Genomic DNA, 15,668 nt, shown 5'->3' with positions numbered 1-15,668 from the left:
GGAGTTATTATGGAATTTACAGATATTGCGATGGAATTATCCAAGGAAGCTTGGCAGGCTTCCTTTCATCATCCCTTTATTTTACAATTACAAGAGGGGAATTTAGAACCTGCCATTTTCCGCTATTACCTGATTCAGGATGCCTACTATCTGAAGGCCTTCTCAGAAATCTATCACCTTTTGGCTGATAAGACTTCAAACCAAGAGATGAAAAGACTCTTGAAACAAAATGCTCAGAGTCTAGTGGAGGGTGAGTTGTTTATCCGCCAACAATTTTTCAAGGAATTGGAAATCAGCGACCAAGAAATGGAGCAACATCCAATCGCTCCAACCTGCTATCATTACATTTCTCATATTTATAGGCAATTTGCAGAACCTAACTTAGCCATCGCTTTTGCAAGTTTGCTGCCTTGTCCTTGGTTATATCATGATATAGGCAAATCACTTAATCTTAAACCATCACCAAATCCTCTCTACCAACAATGGATTGAAACTTATATTACGGATGAGTTAGAGCAACAGATCAGAGAGGAGGGAGCGCTGGTCAATCAGCTCTATCGAGAAAGTGACGAGACAGACAAGAAAAAAATGCTAGATGCCTTCCACATCAGTGTTCATATGGAAGCCAAGTTTTGGGAAATGGCCTATCAACACCAGACATGGAAGAGCGATTTACAGTCTTTAGAAACAGGAGAAGAATAGAAACATGAGAAAGCACCAATTGCAAGTTCACAAATTAACCATTTTATCCATGATGATTGCCCTTGATGTAGTCCTTACGCCTATCTTTCGGATTGAGGGAATGGCACCGATGTCCAGTGTAGTCAATATTCTAGCAGGAATCATGATGGGACCTGTTTATGCCTTGGCTATGGCTACAGTGACAGCCTTTATCCGTATGACGACTCAAGGGATTCCGCCTTTAGCTCTCACAGGAGCGACTTTTGGAGCCCTCCTTGCAGGTCTCTTTTATAAGTATGGTCGAAAATTTCATTATTCCGCTCTAGGAGAGATTTTGGGAACAGGTATTATTGGTTCTATTGTTTCCTATCCTGTTATGGTACTCTTTACAGGATCGGCTGCTAAGCTTAGCTGGTTTATCTACACTCCTCGATTTTTCGGAGCAACCTTGATTGGTACAGCGATTTCCTTTATTGCCTTTCGATTTTTAATCAAGCAGGAATTCTTTAAAAAAGTGCAGGGATATTTCTTTGGTGAGAGGATAGACTGATGCAGGCATTTACAAATCCTTTCCCTCTTGGAACGACTTCCCTCATTCACTGCATTACCAATGAGATTTCTTGTGAGATATTGGCAAATGGGATTTTGGCTCTGGGATGTAAACCAGTTATGGCAGATGATCCCCGTGAGGTTCTTGATTTTACTAAGCAAAGCCAGACACTCTTCATCAATTTGGGGCATTTGTCAGCTGAGAAGGAAAAAGCTATCCGTATGGCAGCTTCGTATGCAGCTCAAGTTTCTCTCCCAATGGTAGTAGATGCGGTTGGTGTATCAGCGTCACCCATTCGTAAGGGACTAGTCAGAGATCTTTTAGAATACAAGCCCACAGTCCTTAAAGGAAATATGTCGGAAATTCGAAGTCTTGTTGGCTTAAAACACCATGGAGTTGGGGTCGATGCGAGTTCTAAAGACCAAGAAACTGAGGATTTACTTCAAGTCTTGAAAGACTGGTGTCAGACCTATACAGGTATGTCATTCTTAGTCACAGGCCCCCAGGACCTCATCGTTTCGAAGAATCAGGTCGCTGTACTGGGAAATGGCTGTGCAGAATTAGACTGGATAACAGGGACAGGAGATTTGGTTGGAGCCTTGACAGCTGTTTTTCTCAGCCAAGGAATGCCTGGCTTTGAAGCTTCCTGCTTAGCAGTCTCTTATCTCAATATCTCTGCTGAGAGAATAGTTGTTCAAGGGATGGGATTGGAAGATTTTCGTTACCAAGTACTCAATCAGCTTTCGCTCCTCAAAAGAGATGAAAACTGGCTAGATACTATCAAAGGAGAGGTTTATGAATAGAGAGGCGCTTAGACTGTATCTGGTAACCAATCGCTACCAAGATTCCGTGGAAAGCTTTCTTGAAAAGGTTGAGACGGCTTGCCGTTCAGGGGTTACCATAGTCCAATTGCGAGAAAAAAATATTACAACCAATCAATATTATCAACTGGCAAAAGAAGTCAAGGAAATAACAGATGCCTATCAGGTACCCTTGATAATCGATGATCGTTTGGATGTTTGTCTTGCGGTTGATGCTGCTGGTCTGCATATCGGAGACGATGAACTACCAGTTTCGGTTGCTCGACAAGTCTTGGGCCCTGAAAAAATTCTCGGTGTCACTGCTAAAACTGTAAAAAGAGCCCTCGAGGCAGAAGAAGGAGGTGCGGATTACTTAGGGACAGGAGCCATTTTCCCGACTACGACCAAGGAAAATGCACCCATCACCCTGATTTCAACCTTGAAAACAATTTGCCAAACGGTTGCCATTCCAGTAGTTGCTATTGGAGGCTTGACTTCAGAGAACATTGACCAGCTTATTGGCGCTGGCATAGCTGGAGTAGCTGTAGTGCGTGATTTGATGCAGGCAGAAGATATAGAGGCAAAAACGCAAGCCTTTTTAACAAAGTTGCATGACATTATTTCCTAACTAATACTCAATGAAAATCAAAGAGCAAACTAGGAAGCTAGTCGCGCAGGTTGCTCAAAGCCCTGCCTTGAGGTTTTAGATAAGACTGATGAAGTCAGCTCAAAACAGTGTTTTGAGGTTGCAGATGGAAGCTGACGTAGTTTGAAGAGATTTTCGAAGAGTATAAAAACTCTCTAATTCCCTTAAAGTGGGAACTAGAGAGTTTTTTCTTAATCTTTAAAGCTTGTATGGTTGACTGGGCCAGAACCATGACCAAGTTGAGGAGCATCTTGAATAGCTTTTGTGATAAAGGCCTTGGCCTTATCAACTGCCTGATAAAGGCTTTTTCCCTTGGCTAGTTCAGCCGTAATCACTGCAGCAAAGGTACACCCAGTACCATGGGTGTGACAGGTTTGAATTCTTGGGCTTTCCCAGACAAATTGCTCATCCTTGGTAAAGAGGAAATCCTTAGCACCGCCTTCGAGATGGCCACCTTTGATAACAACAGACTGAGGACCAAATTCTTTTAAAATCAGGCGACCGGCACGCTGCATGTCTTCGGGGTCATGGATTGAAAAACCAACAATCTCTTCTGCCTCAGGAAGATTTGGCGTAATAATCGTTGCTAGAGGTAGTAAGTTTGTTTTGAGATAGTCTCTAGCACTTGAGTCGATCAAGGCATCTCCGCTAGTCGCTACCATAACTGGATCTAAAACATAGGGACAATCCAGCTTTTTAAGATAGGGCTGGATGATTTCCATGATTTCGGTAGTTGCCAACATTCCAGTTTTTACAGCCTGAGGTGGAATATCAGAAAAGACACTGTCCAATTGGGCTTTCAACATTTGAGGAGAAACGTGCTCAATCAATTGAACGCCTCTGGTATTTTGAGCGACAAGACTGGTTACAACGGCCATTCCATAGACATCTCTCGCTTGGAATGACTTTAAATCAGCCATAATGCCAGCACCGCCACTAGGGTCAGTCCCTGCAATGGTCAAAGCAACGGGTAAATAAGTCATCTAAAACCTCCCAACCAACTGAAGTTTGTATTCTTAAGAACAAGCTGGTCTGTTTTAGAAAGGTAATAGAAGACTGCTAGTCCACATTATCATTTCCACTTCCATCAGCTAGCATTACCTAGATTGAGTCAAAGGGTCTAACAGTTGTTAATCTCAGCTTTACGCACCCCTAGTGGTTGTTTTCTTTTTTCTTTAGTATAGCATATTTTTATTGTTTATATAGTAATATTTGACTGCAAATCGTTTTTCAAATGATTAGAATTCTATTTTTTAAAGAAAAGATTGATTTTATAATTGACAAATGTAGATTTTAGGGGTATACTAATAACTGTAATTGACAAATGTAGATTTAGGAGGTGTGATTATGCAGATTTCAGATGCAGAATGGCAGGTCATGAAGATTATTTGGATGCAAGGAGAGCAGACCAGTACGGATTTAATCAGGGTTCTGGCTGAGCGGTTCGACTGGTCCAAGTCGACCATTCAGACTCTTTTGGCTCGTTTGGTTGAGAAAGAGTGTCTGACAAGGAAAAAAGAAGGCAAGTCCTTTGTTTATTCAGCTCTTTTAACTTTGGACCAAAGTCGGGATTTACTTGTCCAAGATATCAAGGACAAGGTTTGTTCTCGTAGGATTAAGAACTTGTTGGCTGATTTGATTGCTGAATGTGATTTTACTCAGGCCGACTTGGAAGACTTGGAAGCTGTGATTTCTGAGAAGAAATCAAACGCTGTGACAGAAGTAAAATGTAATTGTATGTAAAGGAGACGTCATGTTAAATAGTATTGTAACCATTGTTTGTATTGCCCTTATCGCGTTTATCTTGTTTTGGTTTTTCAAAAAGCCTGAAAAATCTGGACAAAAGGCCCAGCAAAAAAAGGGCTACCAAGAGATTCGAGTGGAGGTCATGGGAGGCTATACGCCTGAGTTGATTATCCTCAAGAAATCAGTGCCAGCTCGCATTGTCTTTGACCGTAAGGATCCTTCACCCTGTCTGGACCAAATTGTCTTTCCAGATTTTGGTGTACATGCAGACCTACCTATGGGTGAAGAGTATGTAGTGGAAATCACGCCTGAGCAGGTTGGAGAGTATGGTTTCTCTTGTGGCATGAATATGATGCACGGTAAGATGATTGTAGAATAGGAGAATGATATGACTGAAATTGTAAAAGCAAGTCTTGAAAATGGTGTTCAAAAAATCCGTATCACGGCAGACAAAGGCTATCATCCAGCCCACATTCAACTGCAAAAAGGAGTTCCTGCTGAGATTACCTTTCACCGTGTGACACCTTCAAACTGTTATAAGGAAATTCTGTTTGAAGAAGAAGGCATCTTAGAACCAATCGGCGTAGATGAGGAGAAAGTCATTCGTTTTACACCTCAAGAATTAGGCCAACATGAATTTTCTTGTGGCATGAAGATGCAAAAGGGGAGTTATACCGTAGTTGAGAAGACTCGAAAATCTCTATCCCTTTTACAGCGTTTTTGGATTACTAGTATCTTTACTGTGCCTCTTGTGATTCTCATGATTGGGATGTCGACAGGAGGAATTAGTCACCAAGTCATGCGTTGGGGCACCTTTTTAGCCACAACACCGATTATGCTAGTAGCAGGTGGTCCTTATATCCAAAGTGCTTGGGCTAGTTTTAAAAAGCACAATGCCAACATGGATACCTTGGTTGCTCTGGGAACCCTAGTGGCCTATTTCTATAGCTTAGTTGCCCTCTTCGCTGATCTCCCCGTTTACTTTGAAAGTGCTGCATTTATCTTCTTCTTCGTTCTTATGGGAGCTGTTTTTGAGGAGAAAATGCGGAAAAATACTTCCCAAGCTGTGGAGAAATTACTTGACTTGCAGGCTAAAACTGCAGAAGTCTTGCGTGAGGATAACTATGTTCAAGTCCCTTTGGAGCAAGTCAAGGTAGGTGACCTGATTCGAGTGCGTCCCGGTGAAAAGATTGCGGTTGATGGTGTCGTAGTAGAAGGTATCTCTAGTATTGATGAGTCTATGGTGACAGGTGAGAGTCTGCCTGTGGACAAGACAGTTGGAGATACCGTCATTGGTTCAACCATCAATAATAGTGGAACACTTGTTTTTAGAGCAGAAAAAGTTGGTTCAGAGACTGTTTTGGCTCAGATTGTAGACTTTGTGAAGAAAGCTCAAACCAGTCGTGCACCGATTCAGGATTTGACGGATAAAATTTCAGGCATTTTTGTCCCAGCAGTTGTCATTTTAGGGATTGTGACCTTTTGGGTTTGGTTTGTCTTGCTCAGGGATAGTGTAGTCGTGCTTGGAGCGAGTTTTGTCTCTTCTCTTCTCTATGGGGTGGCTGTTTTGATTATTGCCTGTCCTTGTGCCTTGGGTCTTGCAACACCGACAGCCCTTATGGTGGGGACAGGACGCAGTGCCAAGATGGGAGTTCTCCTCAAAAATGGAATGGTTCTACAGGAAATCCAGAAAGTCCAAACTCTTGTCTTTGATAAAACAGGGACCTTGACGGAAGGAAAACCTGTGGTCACAGATATCATCGGCGACGAAGTAGAAGTGCTTGGATTGGCAGCCTCCTTGGAAGAAGCTTCCCAACACCCATTGGCTGAGGCCGTTGTGAAACGAGCGACTGAAACTGGACTTGAGTTTCAAACTGTTGAAAATTTCCAAGCCTTGCACGGAAGAGGTGTTTCAGGGAAAATCAATGGAAAACAAGTTTTACTTGGAAATGCTAAAATGCTGGATGGCATGGATATTTCTAGCACTTATCAAGATAAACTAGAAGAACTGGAAAAAGAAGCTAAGACAGTTGTGTTTTTGGCTGTTGACAATGAAATCAAAGGCTTGCTTGCTTTGCAAGATATTCCCAAGGAAAATGCTAAGCTAGCCATCAGTCAGTTGAAAAAGCGTGGCCTTAAAACAGTCATGCTGACAGGAGATAATGCAGGTGTAGCGCGTGCTATTGCAGATCAAATCGGAATCGAAGAGGTCATTGCAGGTGTCTTGCCAGAAGAAAAAGCCCATGAAATCCATAAACTACAAGTGGCTGGCAAAGTAGCCTTTGTTGGGGACGGTATCAATGATGCTCCTGCCCTCAGTGTAGCAGATGTGGGAATTGCTATGGGAGCTGGAACAGATATCGCTATCGAGTCAGCAGATTTAGTGTTGACAACCAATAACCTCTTAGGAGTGGTGCGTGCCTTTGATATGAGTAAGAAAACTTTTCATCGTATTCTGCTCAATCTTTTCTGGGCCTTTATTTACAATGTTGTCGGAATTCCGATAGCAGCAGGAGTCTTTTCAGGTGTTGGACTGGCCCTCAACCCAGAACTGGCAGGTCTAGCCATGGCCTTTAGTTCTGTATCCGTTCTGACCAGTTCCCTTCTCTTAAACTTTACTAAAATAGACTAAAAGTAATGACTAGATTTCTTTGTTATAAAACAGGAATGGCAGCATTTTCAAAACTGTATTAGAATAGAGAATAGAGAGTTTTGAGCAGATTTTTAGAAAAGTCAAGATAAATATGATACAGTGGAATAGTAAAAGTTTGGAGAACGTTTCCAATTCTATGTAATCGTATTCTCCAAGCCTAAAAAAATTGAAGGAGAGTTATCACTATGACTCAAGGGAAAATTACTGCATCTGCAGCAATGCTTAACGTATTGAAAACATGGGGCGTAGACACAATCTACGGTATCCCATCAGGAACACTCAGCTCATTGATGGACGCTTTGGCTGAAGACAAAGATATCCGCTTCTTGCAAGTTCGCCACGAAGAAACAGGTGCTCTTGCAGCGGTTATGCAAGCTAAATTCGGCGGCTCAATCGGGGTTGCAGTTGGTTCAGGTGGTCCAGGTGCGACTCACTTGATTAACGGTGTTTACGATGCAGCTATGGATAACACTCCATTCCTAGCAATCCTTGGATCACGTCCAGTTAACGAACTCAACATGGATGCTTTCCAAGAATTGAACCAAAACCCAATGTACAACGGTATCGCTGTATATAACAAACGTGTAGCTTACGCTGAGCAATTGCCAAAAGTAATTGACGAAGCTTGCCGTGCTGCAGTTTCTAAAAAAGGTCCAGCTGTTGTTGAAATCCCAGTAAACTTCGGTTTCCAAGAAATCGACGAAAACTCATACTACGGTTCAGGTTCATACGAGCGTTCATTTATCGCTCCTGCTATGAACGAAGTTGAAATCGATAAAGCTGTTGAAATCTTGAACAATGCTGAACGTCCAGTTATTTATGCTGGTTACGGTGGTGTTAAAGCTGGTGAAGTGATTACTGAATTGTCACGTAAAATCAAAGCACCAATCATCACAACTGGTAAAAACTTTGAAGCTTTCGAATGGAACTATGAAGGTTTGACAGGTTCTGCTTACCGTGTTGGTTGGAAACCAGCCAACGAAGTGGTCTTTGAAGCAGACACAGTTCTTTTCCTTGGTTCAAACTTCCCATTTGCTGAAGTTTACGAAGCATTCAAGAATACTGAAAAATTCATCCAAGTGGATATCGACCCTTACAAACTTGGTAAACGTCACGCCCTTGACGCTTCAATCCTTGGTGACGCAGGTCAAGCAGCTAAAGCTATCCTTGACAAAGTGAACCCAGTTGAATCTACTCCATGGTGGCGTGCAAACGTTAAGAACAACCAAAACTGGCGTGATTACATGAACAAAATCGAAGGTAAAACTGAGGGTGAATTGCAATTGTATCAAGTTTACAATGCAATCAACAAACATGCTGATCAAGACGCTATCTACTCAATCGACGTAGGTGACACTACTCAAACATCTACTCGTCACCTTCACATGACACCTAAGAACATGTGGCGTACATCTCCACTCTTTGCGACAATGGGTATTGCCCTTCCTGGTGGTATCGCTGCTAAGAAAGATAATCCAGATCGCCAAGTATGGAACATCATGGGTGACGGTGCATTCAACATGTGCTACCCAGACGTTATCACAAACGTTCAATACGACCTTCCAGTTATCAACGTTGTCTTCTCAAATGGTAAATATGCCTTCATCAAGGACAAATACGAAGACACAAACAAACACTTGTTTGGTTGTGACTTCCCTAATGCTGACTATGCGAAAATCGCTGAAGCTCAAGGAGCTGTTGGATTTACAGTTGACCGTATCGAAGACATCGATGCAGTTGTTGCAGAAGCTGTTAAATTGAACAAAGAAGGTAAAACTGTTGTTATCGATGCTCGCATCACTCCACACCGTCCACTTCCAGTAGAAGTACTTGAGTTGGATCCAAAACAACACTCAGAAGAAGCTATCAAAGCCTTTAAGGAAAAATACGAAGCAGAAGAACTCGTACCATTCCGCCTCTTCTTGGAAGAAGAAGGGTTGCAATCACGCGCAATTAAATAATTCCTTCGTGGAACTTAAAAAGATCGGAGCAATCCGATCTTTTTATGGAGGATAGTAAATGAATTTAAATCAATTAGATATCATCGTCTCAAATGTTCCTCAAGTCTGTGCTGACTTGGAGCGTATTTTGGATAAAAAAGCTGATTATGTTGACGATGGTTTTGCTCAGTTTACGATTGGCAGTCACTGTCTGATGTTGTCCCAAAATCATTTGGTTCCTTTGGGAAACTTTCAGTCAGGAATCATTATTCATATCGAGGTTGAGGATGTAGACCAGAACTACCAACGGTTGAAAGAGCTTGGTATCGAGATTTTAAACGGTCCAACTGTAACCGATTGGGGAACAGAATCCTTGCTTGTAAAAGGTCCTGCTGGTCTAGTGCTTGATTTTTATCGTATGAAATAAGGAGCTCAGTCATTTGACGTTAACCTTAGCTATTTTTAAAACAGAAATTGAGAATAGGAACTATTGAAAGATCGGAGCAATCCGGTCTTTTTAATATAAAGCAATTGCATATAAATAATTGACAACGCTTTCTTGAAATCTTATAATAAAAATATAACAGCAGAAAATAAGACTGATATGGAAAGGAGAAATATGATTAAACAGCTGTAGTAAGTGAATTTTCTTAATTCGTTAGGAGGAAAGAGATGCAAAAAAAGGATGTTTATCTAATCTGTGTGACCATGATTATCTGTTCAATTATTATAGGTTTGATTGTAGGAAATTTTATTTTGCACGGTCTTGAAGATATTGCTGACATAATTAACTACGGCTTGCTGATAATCAATCAAACTATCAATCAATCTATCCATTGATTGACAAGAGCTATTCATTTTTACATTTTATGGATCAAACAGATCGGAGCAATCCGGTCTGTTTCTTATTACAAGACTGTGATAGTTTACATTTTTATAACAAAAGTCTTAAAGTCTTGCTTGTTTTTGTATTAAATTATAAAATAGAAAGTATAAAAGAATAAAAGAGGTTTTGAAAATGTCTGAAAAACAAATGAAAGTGTTGGGCTGGGCAGCGACATTTATGTCTGTTATGATGTATGTGTCATATTTCCCACAAATCATGAATAATCTTGCCGGTCAAAAAGGCAACTTCATTCAACCCCTAGTCGCAGCTATCAACTGTAGTCTCTGGGTTTACTATGGTCTTTTCAAGAAGGAAAGAGATATTCCACTTGCAGCTGCTAATGCACCAGGTATCGTTTTTGGTTTAGTAACGGCTATCACAGCTTTGATTTAAAAAGAAGACTGGTTTCAGTCTTTTTATTTTATGAAAATAGATGCTTCATTAAAGTAATTTTTGAATGAGAGTTGAGGGAAAAACTTCAGTTACAGCTAGCTTTACGAGAATCTTTTATGTTCGTCTCTATCAAAGAAAAAAGTATATCGTTACTATTTTTATAAAATCTTCTCCCTACTTTATAAGATGTTAAAAAGAGTTCAATTCGAACTCTTTTTTTGCTATAATGAAGGAAGAAAAATCAGACAGGAGATCAAGATGTCAGAACCATTATTTTTACAATCAGTTATGCAGGAAAAAATCTGGGGGGGAACCAAGCTACGTGATGAGTTTGGCTACGACATCCCAAGTGAAAAAATCGGAGAATATTGGGCCATCTCAGCTCATCCAAATGGAGTCTCTAAAGTTGCCAATGGTCGTTTCGAGGGAACAAACCTGGCTACTTTATATGCAGAGCACCGTGAATTGTTTGGTAATCGTCCTGAGCCTGTATTTCCACTCTTGACCAAGATTCTTGATGCCAACGACTGGCTCAGTGTCCAAGTTCACCCAGACGATACTTACGGACTCGAGCATGAAGGCGAACTCGGAAAAACAGAGTGCTGGTACATCATTGCAGCGGATGAAGGTTCAGAGATTATCTACGGGCATAATGCCAAGTCAAAAGAAGAACTCCGTCAGCAAATAGAGGATAAGAACTGGGATGATTTGTTGACCAAAGTACCTGTTAAGGCTGGAGATTTCTTCTATGTACCAAGTGGCACCATGCATGCTATTGGTGCGGGCATCTTGATTCTTGAAACTCAACAATCTAGTGACACAACCTACCGTGTCTATGACTTTGACCGTAAGGATGATAATGGTAAATTGCGTGAACTTCACCTTGAAAAATCCATTGATGTCTTGAACATTGGTGAGCCTGCAAATAGCCGTCCTGTAACTGTTAAAGCAGATGATTTGCGTTCCACTCTCCTTGTATCCAATGATTTCTTTGCAGTTTACAAGTGGGAAATTACTGGAGAAGTTGACTTTGAAAAGACAGCTGACTACAGCTTGTTGAGTGTCTTAGCTGGTCAAGGTCAACTGACTGTTGACGGAAAAAACTATCCAATCCAAAAAGGCAGCCACTTTATCCTACCAAGTGATGTTGAAGCTTGGACTCTGGAAGGGCAAGATTTGGAATTGATTGTTAGCCATCCATAAAAAAGAAAGGGCCTGAGTTTACTACTCAAGTCCTTTTTGATTACATAAATTGGGCGATGAAGACCACGATGATGATGATTGGAATGATGAAACGAAGAAGGAAGAGCCAGACTTGGAAAAGTCCTTGTTTCCATGCTTTTTCATCAAGATGGAGTTCCTCCATAGCAAGAGCCTTCTTGAAGATGTAGCCTGTAAAAAGTGAAAGGCAGAGAGCTCCAAATGGCATGAGGAGATTGGAAACCAAGAAGTCCATAGCGTCAAAGAAGGTCTTCCCAAAGATGTGAGCATCCGCCATAACACCGTAAGATAGGGCTGAAGGAATGCCAAAGACAAAGGTCAAAATTCCTAAAATCACACTCCATTTAGCACGCTTGCTGTTGTCTTGATTGGTGATATTGCCCACATTGATTTCCAGCATCACGACAGAAGAAGTGACCGTTGCAAAGAGGAAGAGCAAGAGGAAGAGGATGTAGAAAATGGTTCCAAAAGGCATCTTGTCAAAGAGTTGAGGCAAGACGATAAAGAGCAGGCTTGGTCCCCCTTCAGACTGGATGTTGAAGGCTGACATGGCTGGGAAAATGGCTAGCCCTGCCATGATGGATACCGAGATGTTCATGGCTACGATGGAGATTCCTGATTGAACCAGATTGGTTTTCTTGTCCAAGTAGGAAGCATAGGTCAGCATGGCTGTAACCCCTAGTGAGAGGGCAAAGAAAGATTGTCCCAGAGCATAGAGGAGACCAGCACTAGTCAGCTTAGAGAAGTCTGGTTTGAGGAAGTAAAGAACCCCTTCCATGGCATTTGGCAAGCTGAGAGAACGACCGATGATGACAACAAAGATGATAAAGAGCAGGGGCATCATGACTTTCGAAGCTCTTTCAATCCCTTTTTGAACCCCACGTGATACAATAAAGATATTCAATAGGATAAAGGCAGCTTGAGCTCCAAGGGCAATGGCTGGATTTGAAATGATTGAAGTAAATAACTGAGCATAATCACTCGTCCCAGCAAGCTGGAACAATTTCCCAAACTCAATACCCAGATAGACTAAAATCCATCCTCCAATAACACTATAGAAAGAGAGAAGGATAAAGAGGGCAAAGGCACCAATCCAACCGATAAAGTTGTACTTACTATTGTTACCAAGTTTTCCAAAGGTTTTGATAGCTGAAACACCAGCACTTCGGCCGAGGGCAAACTCAGCAAGCAGTAGGGGGAAACCGATTAAAATAGTGGAGATGAGAAAGACCAGTAAAAAGCCTCCTCCACCGTTAGCAGCAGTCATATAGGGAAACTTCCAAACGGCACCAAGTCCGATGGCTGAACCAGCAGATGCTAGGATAAAGCCCAGTTTAGAACCCCATTGCGATTTTTCAGACATAGTTAAACTCCTAAAATTAGTATTACAAAAGAAAAAGCTACTGCCCTTGGCAAATAGCCTCATCAGTACTCAAGATGAGCTTTTCTTTTGATTGATAGACTTGACTATCCTATCATGTTTTCTAAGGTCTGTCAAGAAAACCCTTTTCATGTTATGATAAAGTAAAAAATTTCGCAAAAACGCTTGACTCTGACCTAAGGGAAGGGGTTATACTATCATTGTAAGGAGAAAATTATGTACCATATAAAAGAAGCTGCTCAGCTTTCGGGCGTCTCTGTCAAGACCCTGCATCACTACGATAAGATAGGACTCTTAGTTCCTTTAAAGTCGGACAACGGCTATCGAACCTACAGTCAGGAGGATTTGGAACGGCTGCAGGTCATTCTGTATTACAAATATCTAGGTTTTTCTTTGGAAAAAATAGCAGCGCTATTAAAGGAAGAAAGGACAAATTTATTGCCCCATCTAACCAGGCAGTTGGACTATTTGACTCGAGAAAGGGAACGTCTGGATACCTTAATTTCAACCTTGCAAAAAACCATTCAAGAACAAAAAGGAGAAAGAGAAATGAGCATTCAAGAGAAATTTGCTGGATTTAACTACCAAGACCATCAAAAATACCACCAAGAGGCGGTAGAGAAATATGGACAAGAAGTCATGGATCAAGCGCTGGAGCGCCAAAAAGGTCAAGAAGAAGAGGCTACAGCTGTCTTTAACCAAGTTTTTCAAGCTTTGGCACAAAATCTTCAAGCTGGTCTACCTGTAACAGCAACCGAAAATCAAGAAGAAGCTGCTAAACTCTTGCAAGCCATCCGTACTTATGGATTTGATTGCTCTATTGAAGTATTCGGTCATATCGGTAAAGGCTACGTCTACAACCCAGAGTTTAAGGAAAACATTGACAAATTTGGAACTGGAACTGCCCAGTACACATCAGATGTTATTGCTCACTATGTCCAAACTCAGACAAAATAAAATCGGAGGAGTAATCTTCCGATTTTTACTAAATTCAAGTACTACTTGCTTAATAATTTTTCTACTACATTTAGTTTTCGCATGGTCAAATCTACATTAAAAAGCTTTTCAAGATAGTTAGTACTGAGCTTTTTTCGTTTTGCAGTTCTAGGGAGATAGAGGTAGAGACAGTAGTTACCGACACAAATTTCTTCTTCACCGTAATCCATTTTTAATTTTTCTAAAGGGAGACTTTGAATAGGTTCTTGATAAAAAATCACGTGTATACGGTCATAAAGATAGTGTTCTCCAAACGGATTTTCTTGGACAATTTTTGTAAAATCACTTTTGGTCTTGATTACCATTTTTAAATCAGCACCAATATTTTCCTTTATTAGAGTATGAACCTGTTCTCGTATTGTTTCTAAATCTAAGTCACTTTCAAGAATGATATTCCCACTTTGAATATAAGTTCGAACTTGTTGAAAACCAGCTTCTGTCAAGATGTCTACTAGATAAGACATTTTAGGGATAGCATTTTTCCCATTAGGAGTCACTCCCCTTAGCAAGATAATATGTTCCAAAGGACTTCCTTTCTTTTGAGGTGGATTGTTCCATTTAGTACTGTATATTTAGATTGGGTTTGATCCCGCCACCCAGCCGGTGCAGAGGGCAGAAGTGATGTTAAAGCCCCCCGTGTGGGCATTGATATCTAGTACCTCGCCAGCAAAGTGGAGTCCAGGTACCAGCTTACTTTCTAGAGTTTTGGGATTGATTTCCTTGAGACTGACACCACCTTTGGTGACAAAGGACTTGGCAAGAGACATTTTACCAGTTACAGGAATTTTAAGTCCTTTAATGGACTGGACAAGTTGTTCTTGTTCCTTTTCAGTCAACTGTTTGACCTTGTCAGGATAGCCTTGCACAAAAAATTCTGCCAAGCGCTCAGGTAATAAAGTTTTTAAAGCATTTTTCAAGGATTTTTCACGGTTTTCTTCGAGAAATACAACCAAGTCCTTTTCAGAAAGTTGAGGCAAAACATCCAGTGAGAGAATTTCCCCACCCTTGACAAAACTAGACATACGCAGAGCAGCAGGACCGGATAAACCAAAGTGGGTAAAAAGCAGATCGTGCGTGATGACATGCTTGCCATAGCTTAGGGTCACATCATCCAAAGAAATCCCTTGTAAGACCTTGTGTGGAAAATCTGTCAACAAAGGACTTTCAGCGGCCTCAAGTTCGGTAATGGTATGCTTAAAATGACGGGCAATCTCGTGACCAAAACCAGTTGAGCCAGTGGAAGGATAGGATTTTCCACCAGTTGTGACAATCAGTTTATCACAAGTGAAGATTTGGTCAGCTGATTTAAGAACAAATTGGTCATCCACCTTCTTAACCGAAACAATCTCGGTTTGAGTAGCAACTTGACCACCTAGCTCAGTGATTTTCTTTTCCAAGGCTTCGATAATAGTCCGAGACTTGTCACTAGTAGGAAAGACGCGCCCGTGGTCCTCGACCTTAAGTTTGACCCCATTTTCCGTAAAAAAGTTGATGATATCATGGTTATCAAATTGGGAGAAGACACTGTAAAGAAAGCGCCCATTTCCAGGGATGCCAGCTAGCAGGTCGTCCAAGCTACCATTATTGGTTACATTGCAACGTCCACCACCAGTCCCAGCTAATTTTTTTCCAAGTTTGCGATTTTTTTCGATGAGGAGGGTTTTCTGTCCATAAAAGCTACTGGAAATCGTAGCCATCATACCAGCAGGTCCTCCACCGATGACAATAGTATCAAAATGTTTCATAGCTCTATTGTACCACAAAAAAACAAGAGA

General features: G+C 41.2%; 17 protein-coding genes and 1 riboswitch. Of the genes, 13 read left to right on the top strand and 4 right to left on the bottom strand.

Translation table 11 applies throughout. The annotated features are described in order from the left end of the window. Positions 1 to 9 precede the first annotated feature (9 nt). Genes tenA through thiE form a run of 4 tightly spaced genes read left to right on the top strand, consistent with a single transcriptional unit; the run spans position 10 to position 2,659 of the window. Positions 10 to 702, top strand: a complete 693-nt coding sequence (gene tenA, locus WKI23_RS02325) for a thiaminase II (protein WP_368078817.1) — start codon at positions 10 to 12, stop codon at positions 700 to 702. Positions 703 to 706: 4 nt separating this feature from the next. Continuing rightward, the gene (gene thiW, locus WKI23_RS02320) at positions 707 to 1,231 is read left to right on the top strand and encodes an energy coupling factor transporter S component ThiW (RefSeq protein WP_023933981.1); all 525 of its coding nucleotides are present in this window, start codon (positions 707 to 709) and stop codon (positions 1,229 to 1,231) included. Next, on the top strand, positions 1,231 to 2,034 hold the full coding sequence (locus WKI23_RS02315) for a hydroxyethylthiazole kinase (RefSeq protein ID WP_368078816.1): 804 nt from the start codon (positions 1,231 to 1,233) through the stop codon (positions 2,032 to 2,034). Before thiW ends, WKI23_RS02315 begins: the two co-directional genes overlap by 1 nt. Then, positions 2,027 to 2,659 carry a thiamine phosphate synthase gene (gene thiE, locus WKI23_RS02310; protein ID WP_368078815.1) on the top strand — a complete coding sequence of 211 codons (633 nt, stop codon included), beginning with the start codon at positions 2,027 to 2,029 and terminating at the stop codon, positions 2,657 to 2,659. The genes WKI23_RS02315 and thiE overlap by 8 nt, the downstream gene beginning before the upstream one ends. Positions 2,660 to 2,868: 209 nt before the next feature. On the opposite strand, the gene thiD is transcribed toward thiE, so the two are convergent. After that, the gene (gene thiD / locus WKI23_RS02305) at positions 2,869 to 3,660 is read right to left on the bottom strand and encodes a bifunctional hydroxymethylpyrimidine kinase/phosphomethylpyrimidine kinase (protein ID WP_368078814.1); all 792 of its coding nucleotides are present in this window, start codon (positions 3,658 to 3,660) and stop codon (positions 2,869 to 2,871) included. Positions 3,661 to 3,743: 83 nt separating this feature from the next. After that, positions 3,744 to 3,841, bottom strand: a riboswitch (TPP riboswitch). Between the two features lie 183 nt (positions 3,842 to 4,024). Between thiD and WKI23_RS02300 the strand changes: the two genes are divergently transcribed. The 8 genes from WKI23_RS02300 (at position 4,025) to manA (ending at position 11,498) form a co-directional block, all read left to right on the top strand. Then, positions 4,025 to 4,420, top strand: coding sequence for a CopY/TcrY family copper transport repressor (locus tag WKI23_RS02300; protein WP_061439242.1), 396 nt, complete (start codon positions 4,025 to 4,027; stop codon positions 4,418 to 4,420). A 10-nt stretch (positions 4,421 to 4,430) separates the two neighbouring features. Then, positions 4,431 to 4,802, top strand: coding sequence for a cupredoxin domain-containing protein (locus tag WKI23_RS02295; RefSeq protein ID WP_175880127.1), 372 nt, complete (start codon positions 4,431 to 4,433; stop codon positions 4,800 to 4,802). 9 nt (positions 4,803 to 4,811) lie between these two features. Next, positions 4,812 to 7,055 (top strand): heavy metal translocating P-type ATPase, encoded by a 2,244-nt coding sequence (locus WKI23_RS02290; protein WP_368078813.1) that lies wholly within the window; start codon positions 4,812 to 4,814, stop codon positions 7,053 to 7,055. A 206-nt stretch (positions 7,056 to 7,261) separates the two neighbouring features. After that, entirely contained in the window at positions 7,262 to 9,037 is a 1,776-nt protein-coding gene (spxB, locus tag WKI23_RS02285; protein WP_368078812.1) for a pyruvate oxidase, read from the top strand. Between the two features lie 58 nt (positions 9,038 to 9,095). Beyond that, positions 9,096 to 9,443 carry a VOC family protein gene (locus WKI23_RS02280; protein ID WP_368078811.1) on the top strand — a complete coding sequence of 116 codons (348 nt, stop codon included), beginning with the start codon at positions 9,096 to 9,098 and terminating at the stop codon, positions 9,441 to 9,443. A 245-nt stretch (positions 9,444 to 9,688) separates the two neighbouring features. Then, positions 9,689 to 9,856: a hypothetical protein gene (locus tag WKI23_RS02275; protein ID WP_368078810.1), complete on the top strand. Its 168-nt coding sequence runs from the start codon at positions 9,689 to 9,691 to the stop codon at positions 9,854 to 9,856. Between the two features lie 178 nt (positions 9,857 to 10,034). Beyond that, positions 10,035 to 10,295: a SemiSWEET family transporter gene (locus tag WKI23_RS02270; RefSeq protein WP_004261618.1), complete on the top strand. Its 261-nt coding sequence runs from the start codon at positions 10,035 to 10,037 to the stop codon at positions 10,293 to 10,295. A gap of 258 nt (positions 10,296 to 10,553) precedes the next feature. Beyond that, on the top strand, positions 10,554 to 11,498 hold the full coding sequence (gene manA, locus WKI23_RS02265; protein WP_368078809.1) for a mannose-6-phosphate isomerase, class I: 945 nt from the start codon (positions 10,554 to 10,556) through the stop codon (positions 11,496 to 11,498). A gap of 40 nt (positions 11,499 to 11,538) precedes the next feature. On the opposite strand, the gene WKI23_RS02260 is transcribed toward manA, so the two are convergent. Beyond that, the gene (locus WKI23_RS02260; protein WP_368078808.1) at positions 11,539 to 12,879 is read right to left on the bottom strand and encodes a sodium-dependent transporter; all 1,341 of its coding nucleotides are present in this window, start codon (positions 12,877 to 12,879) and stop codon (positions 11,539 to 11,541) included. 234 nt (positions 12,880 to 13,113) lie between these two features. Here WKI23_RS02260 and WKI23_RS02255 point away from each other — a divergent pair, with 234 nt between their 5' ends. Then, positions 13,114 to 13,854 (top strand): MerR family transcriptional regulator, encoded by a 741-nt coding sequence (locus WKI23_RS02255; protein ID WP_368078807.1) that lies wholly within the window; start codon positions 13,114 to 13,116, stop codon positions 13,852 to 13,854. A gap of 41 nt (positions 13,855 to 13,895) precedes the next feature. Here the strand turns inward: WKI23_RS02255 and WKI23_RS02250 are convergent, their stop codons facing one another. Both WKI23_RS02250 and WKI23_RS02245 read right to left on the bottom strand, forming a co-directional pair. Further along, positions 13,896 to 14,417, bottom strand: coding sequence for a DUF1697 domain-containing protein (locus WKI23_RS02250; protein ID WP_368078806.1), 522 nt, complete (start codon positions 14,415 to 14,417; stop codon positions 13,896 to 13,898). Between the two features lie 48 nt (positions 14,418 to 14,465). Then, a complete protein-coding gene (locus WKI23_RS02245; RefSeq protein WP_368078805.1) occupies positions 14,466 to 15,638 on the bottom strand; it encodes an NAD(P)/FAD-dependent oxidoreductase in 1,173 nt (390 codons plus the stop codon). Positions 15,639 to 15,668: the final 30 nt, after the last annotated feature.

The sequence above is a fragment of the Streptococcus pseudopneumoniae genome (assembly GCF_038148955.1).
Classification (GTDB): Bacteria; Bacillota; Bacilli; order Lactobacillales; family Streptococcaceae; genus Streptococcus; species Streptococcus pseudopneumoniae_T.
This window is presented reverse-complemented; position numbering and strand designations above follow the sequence as displayed.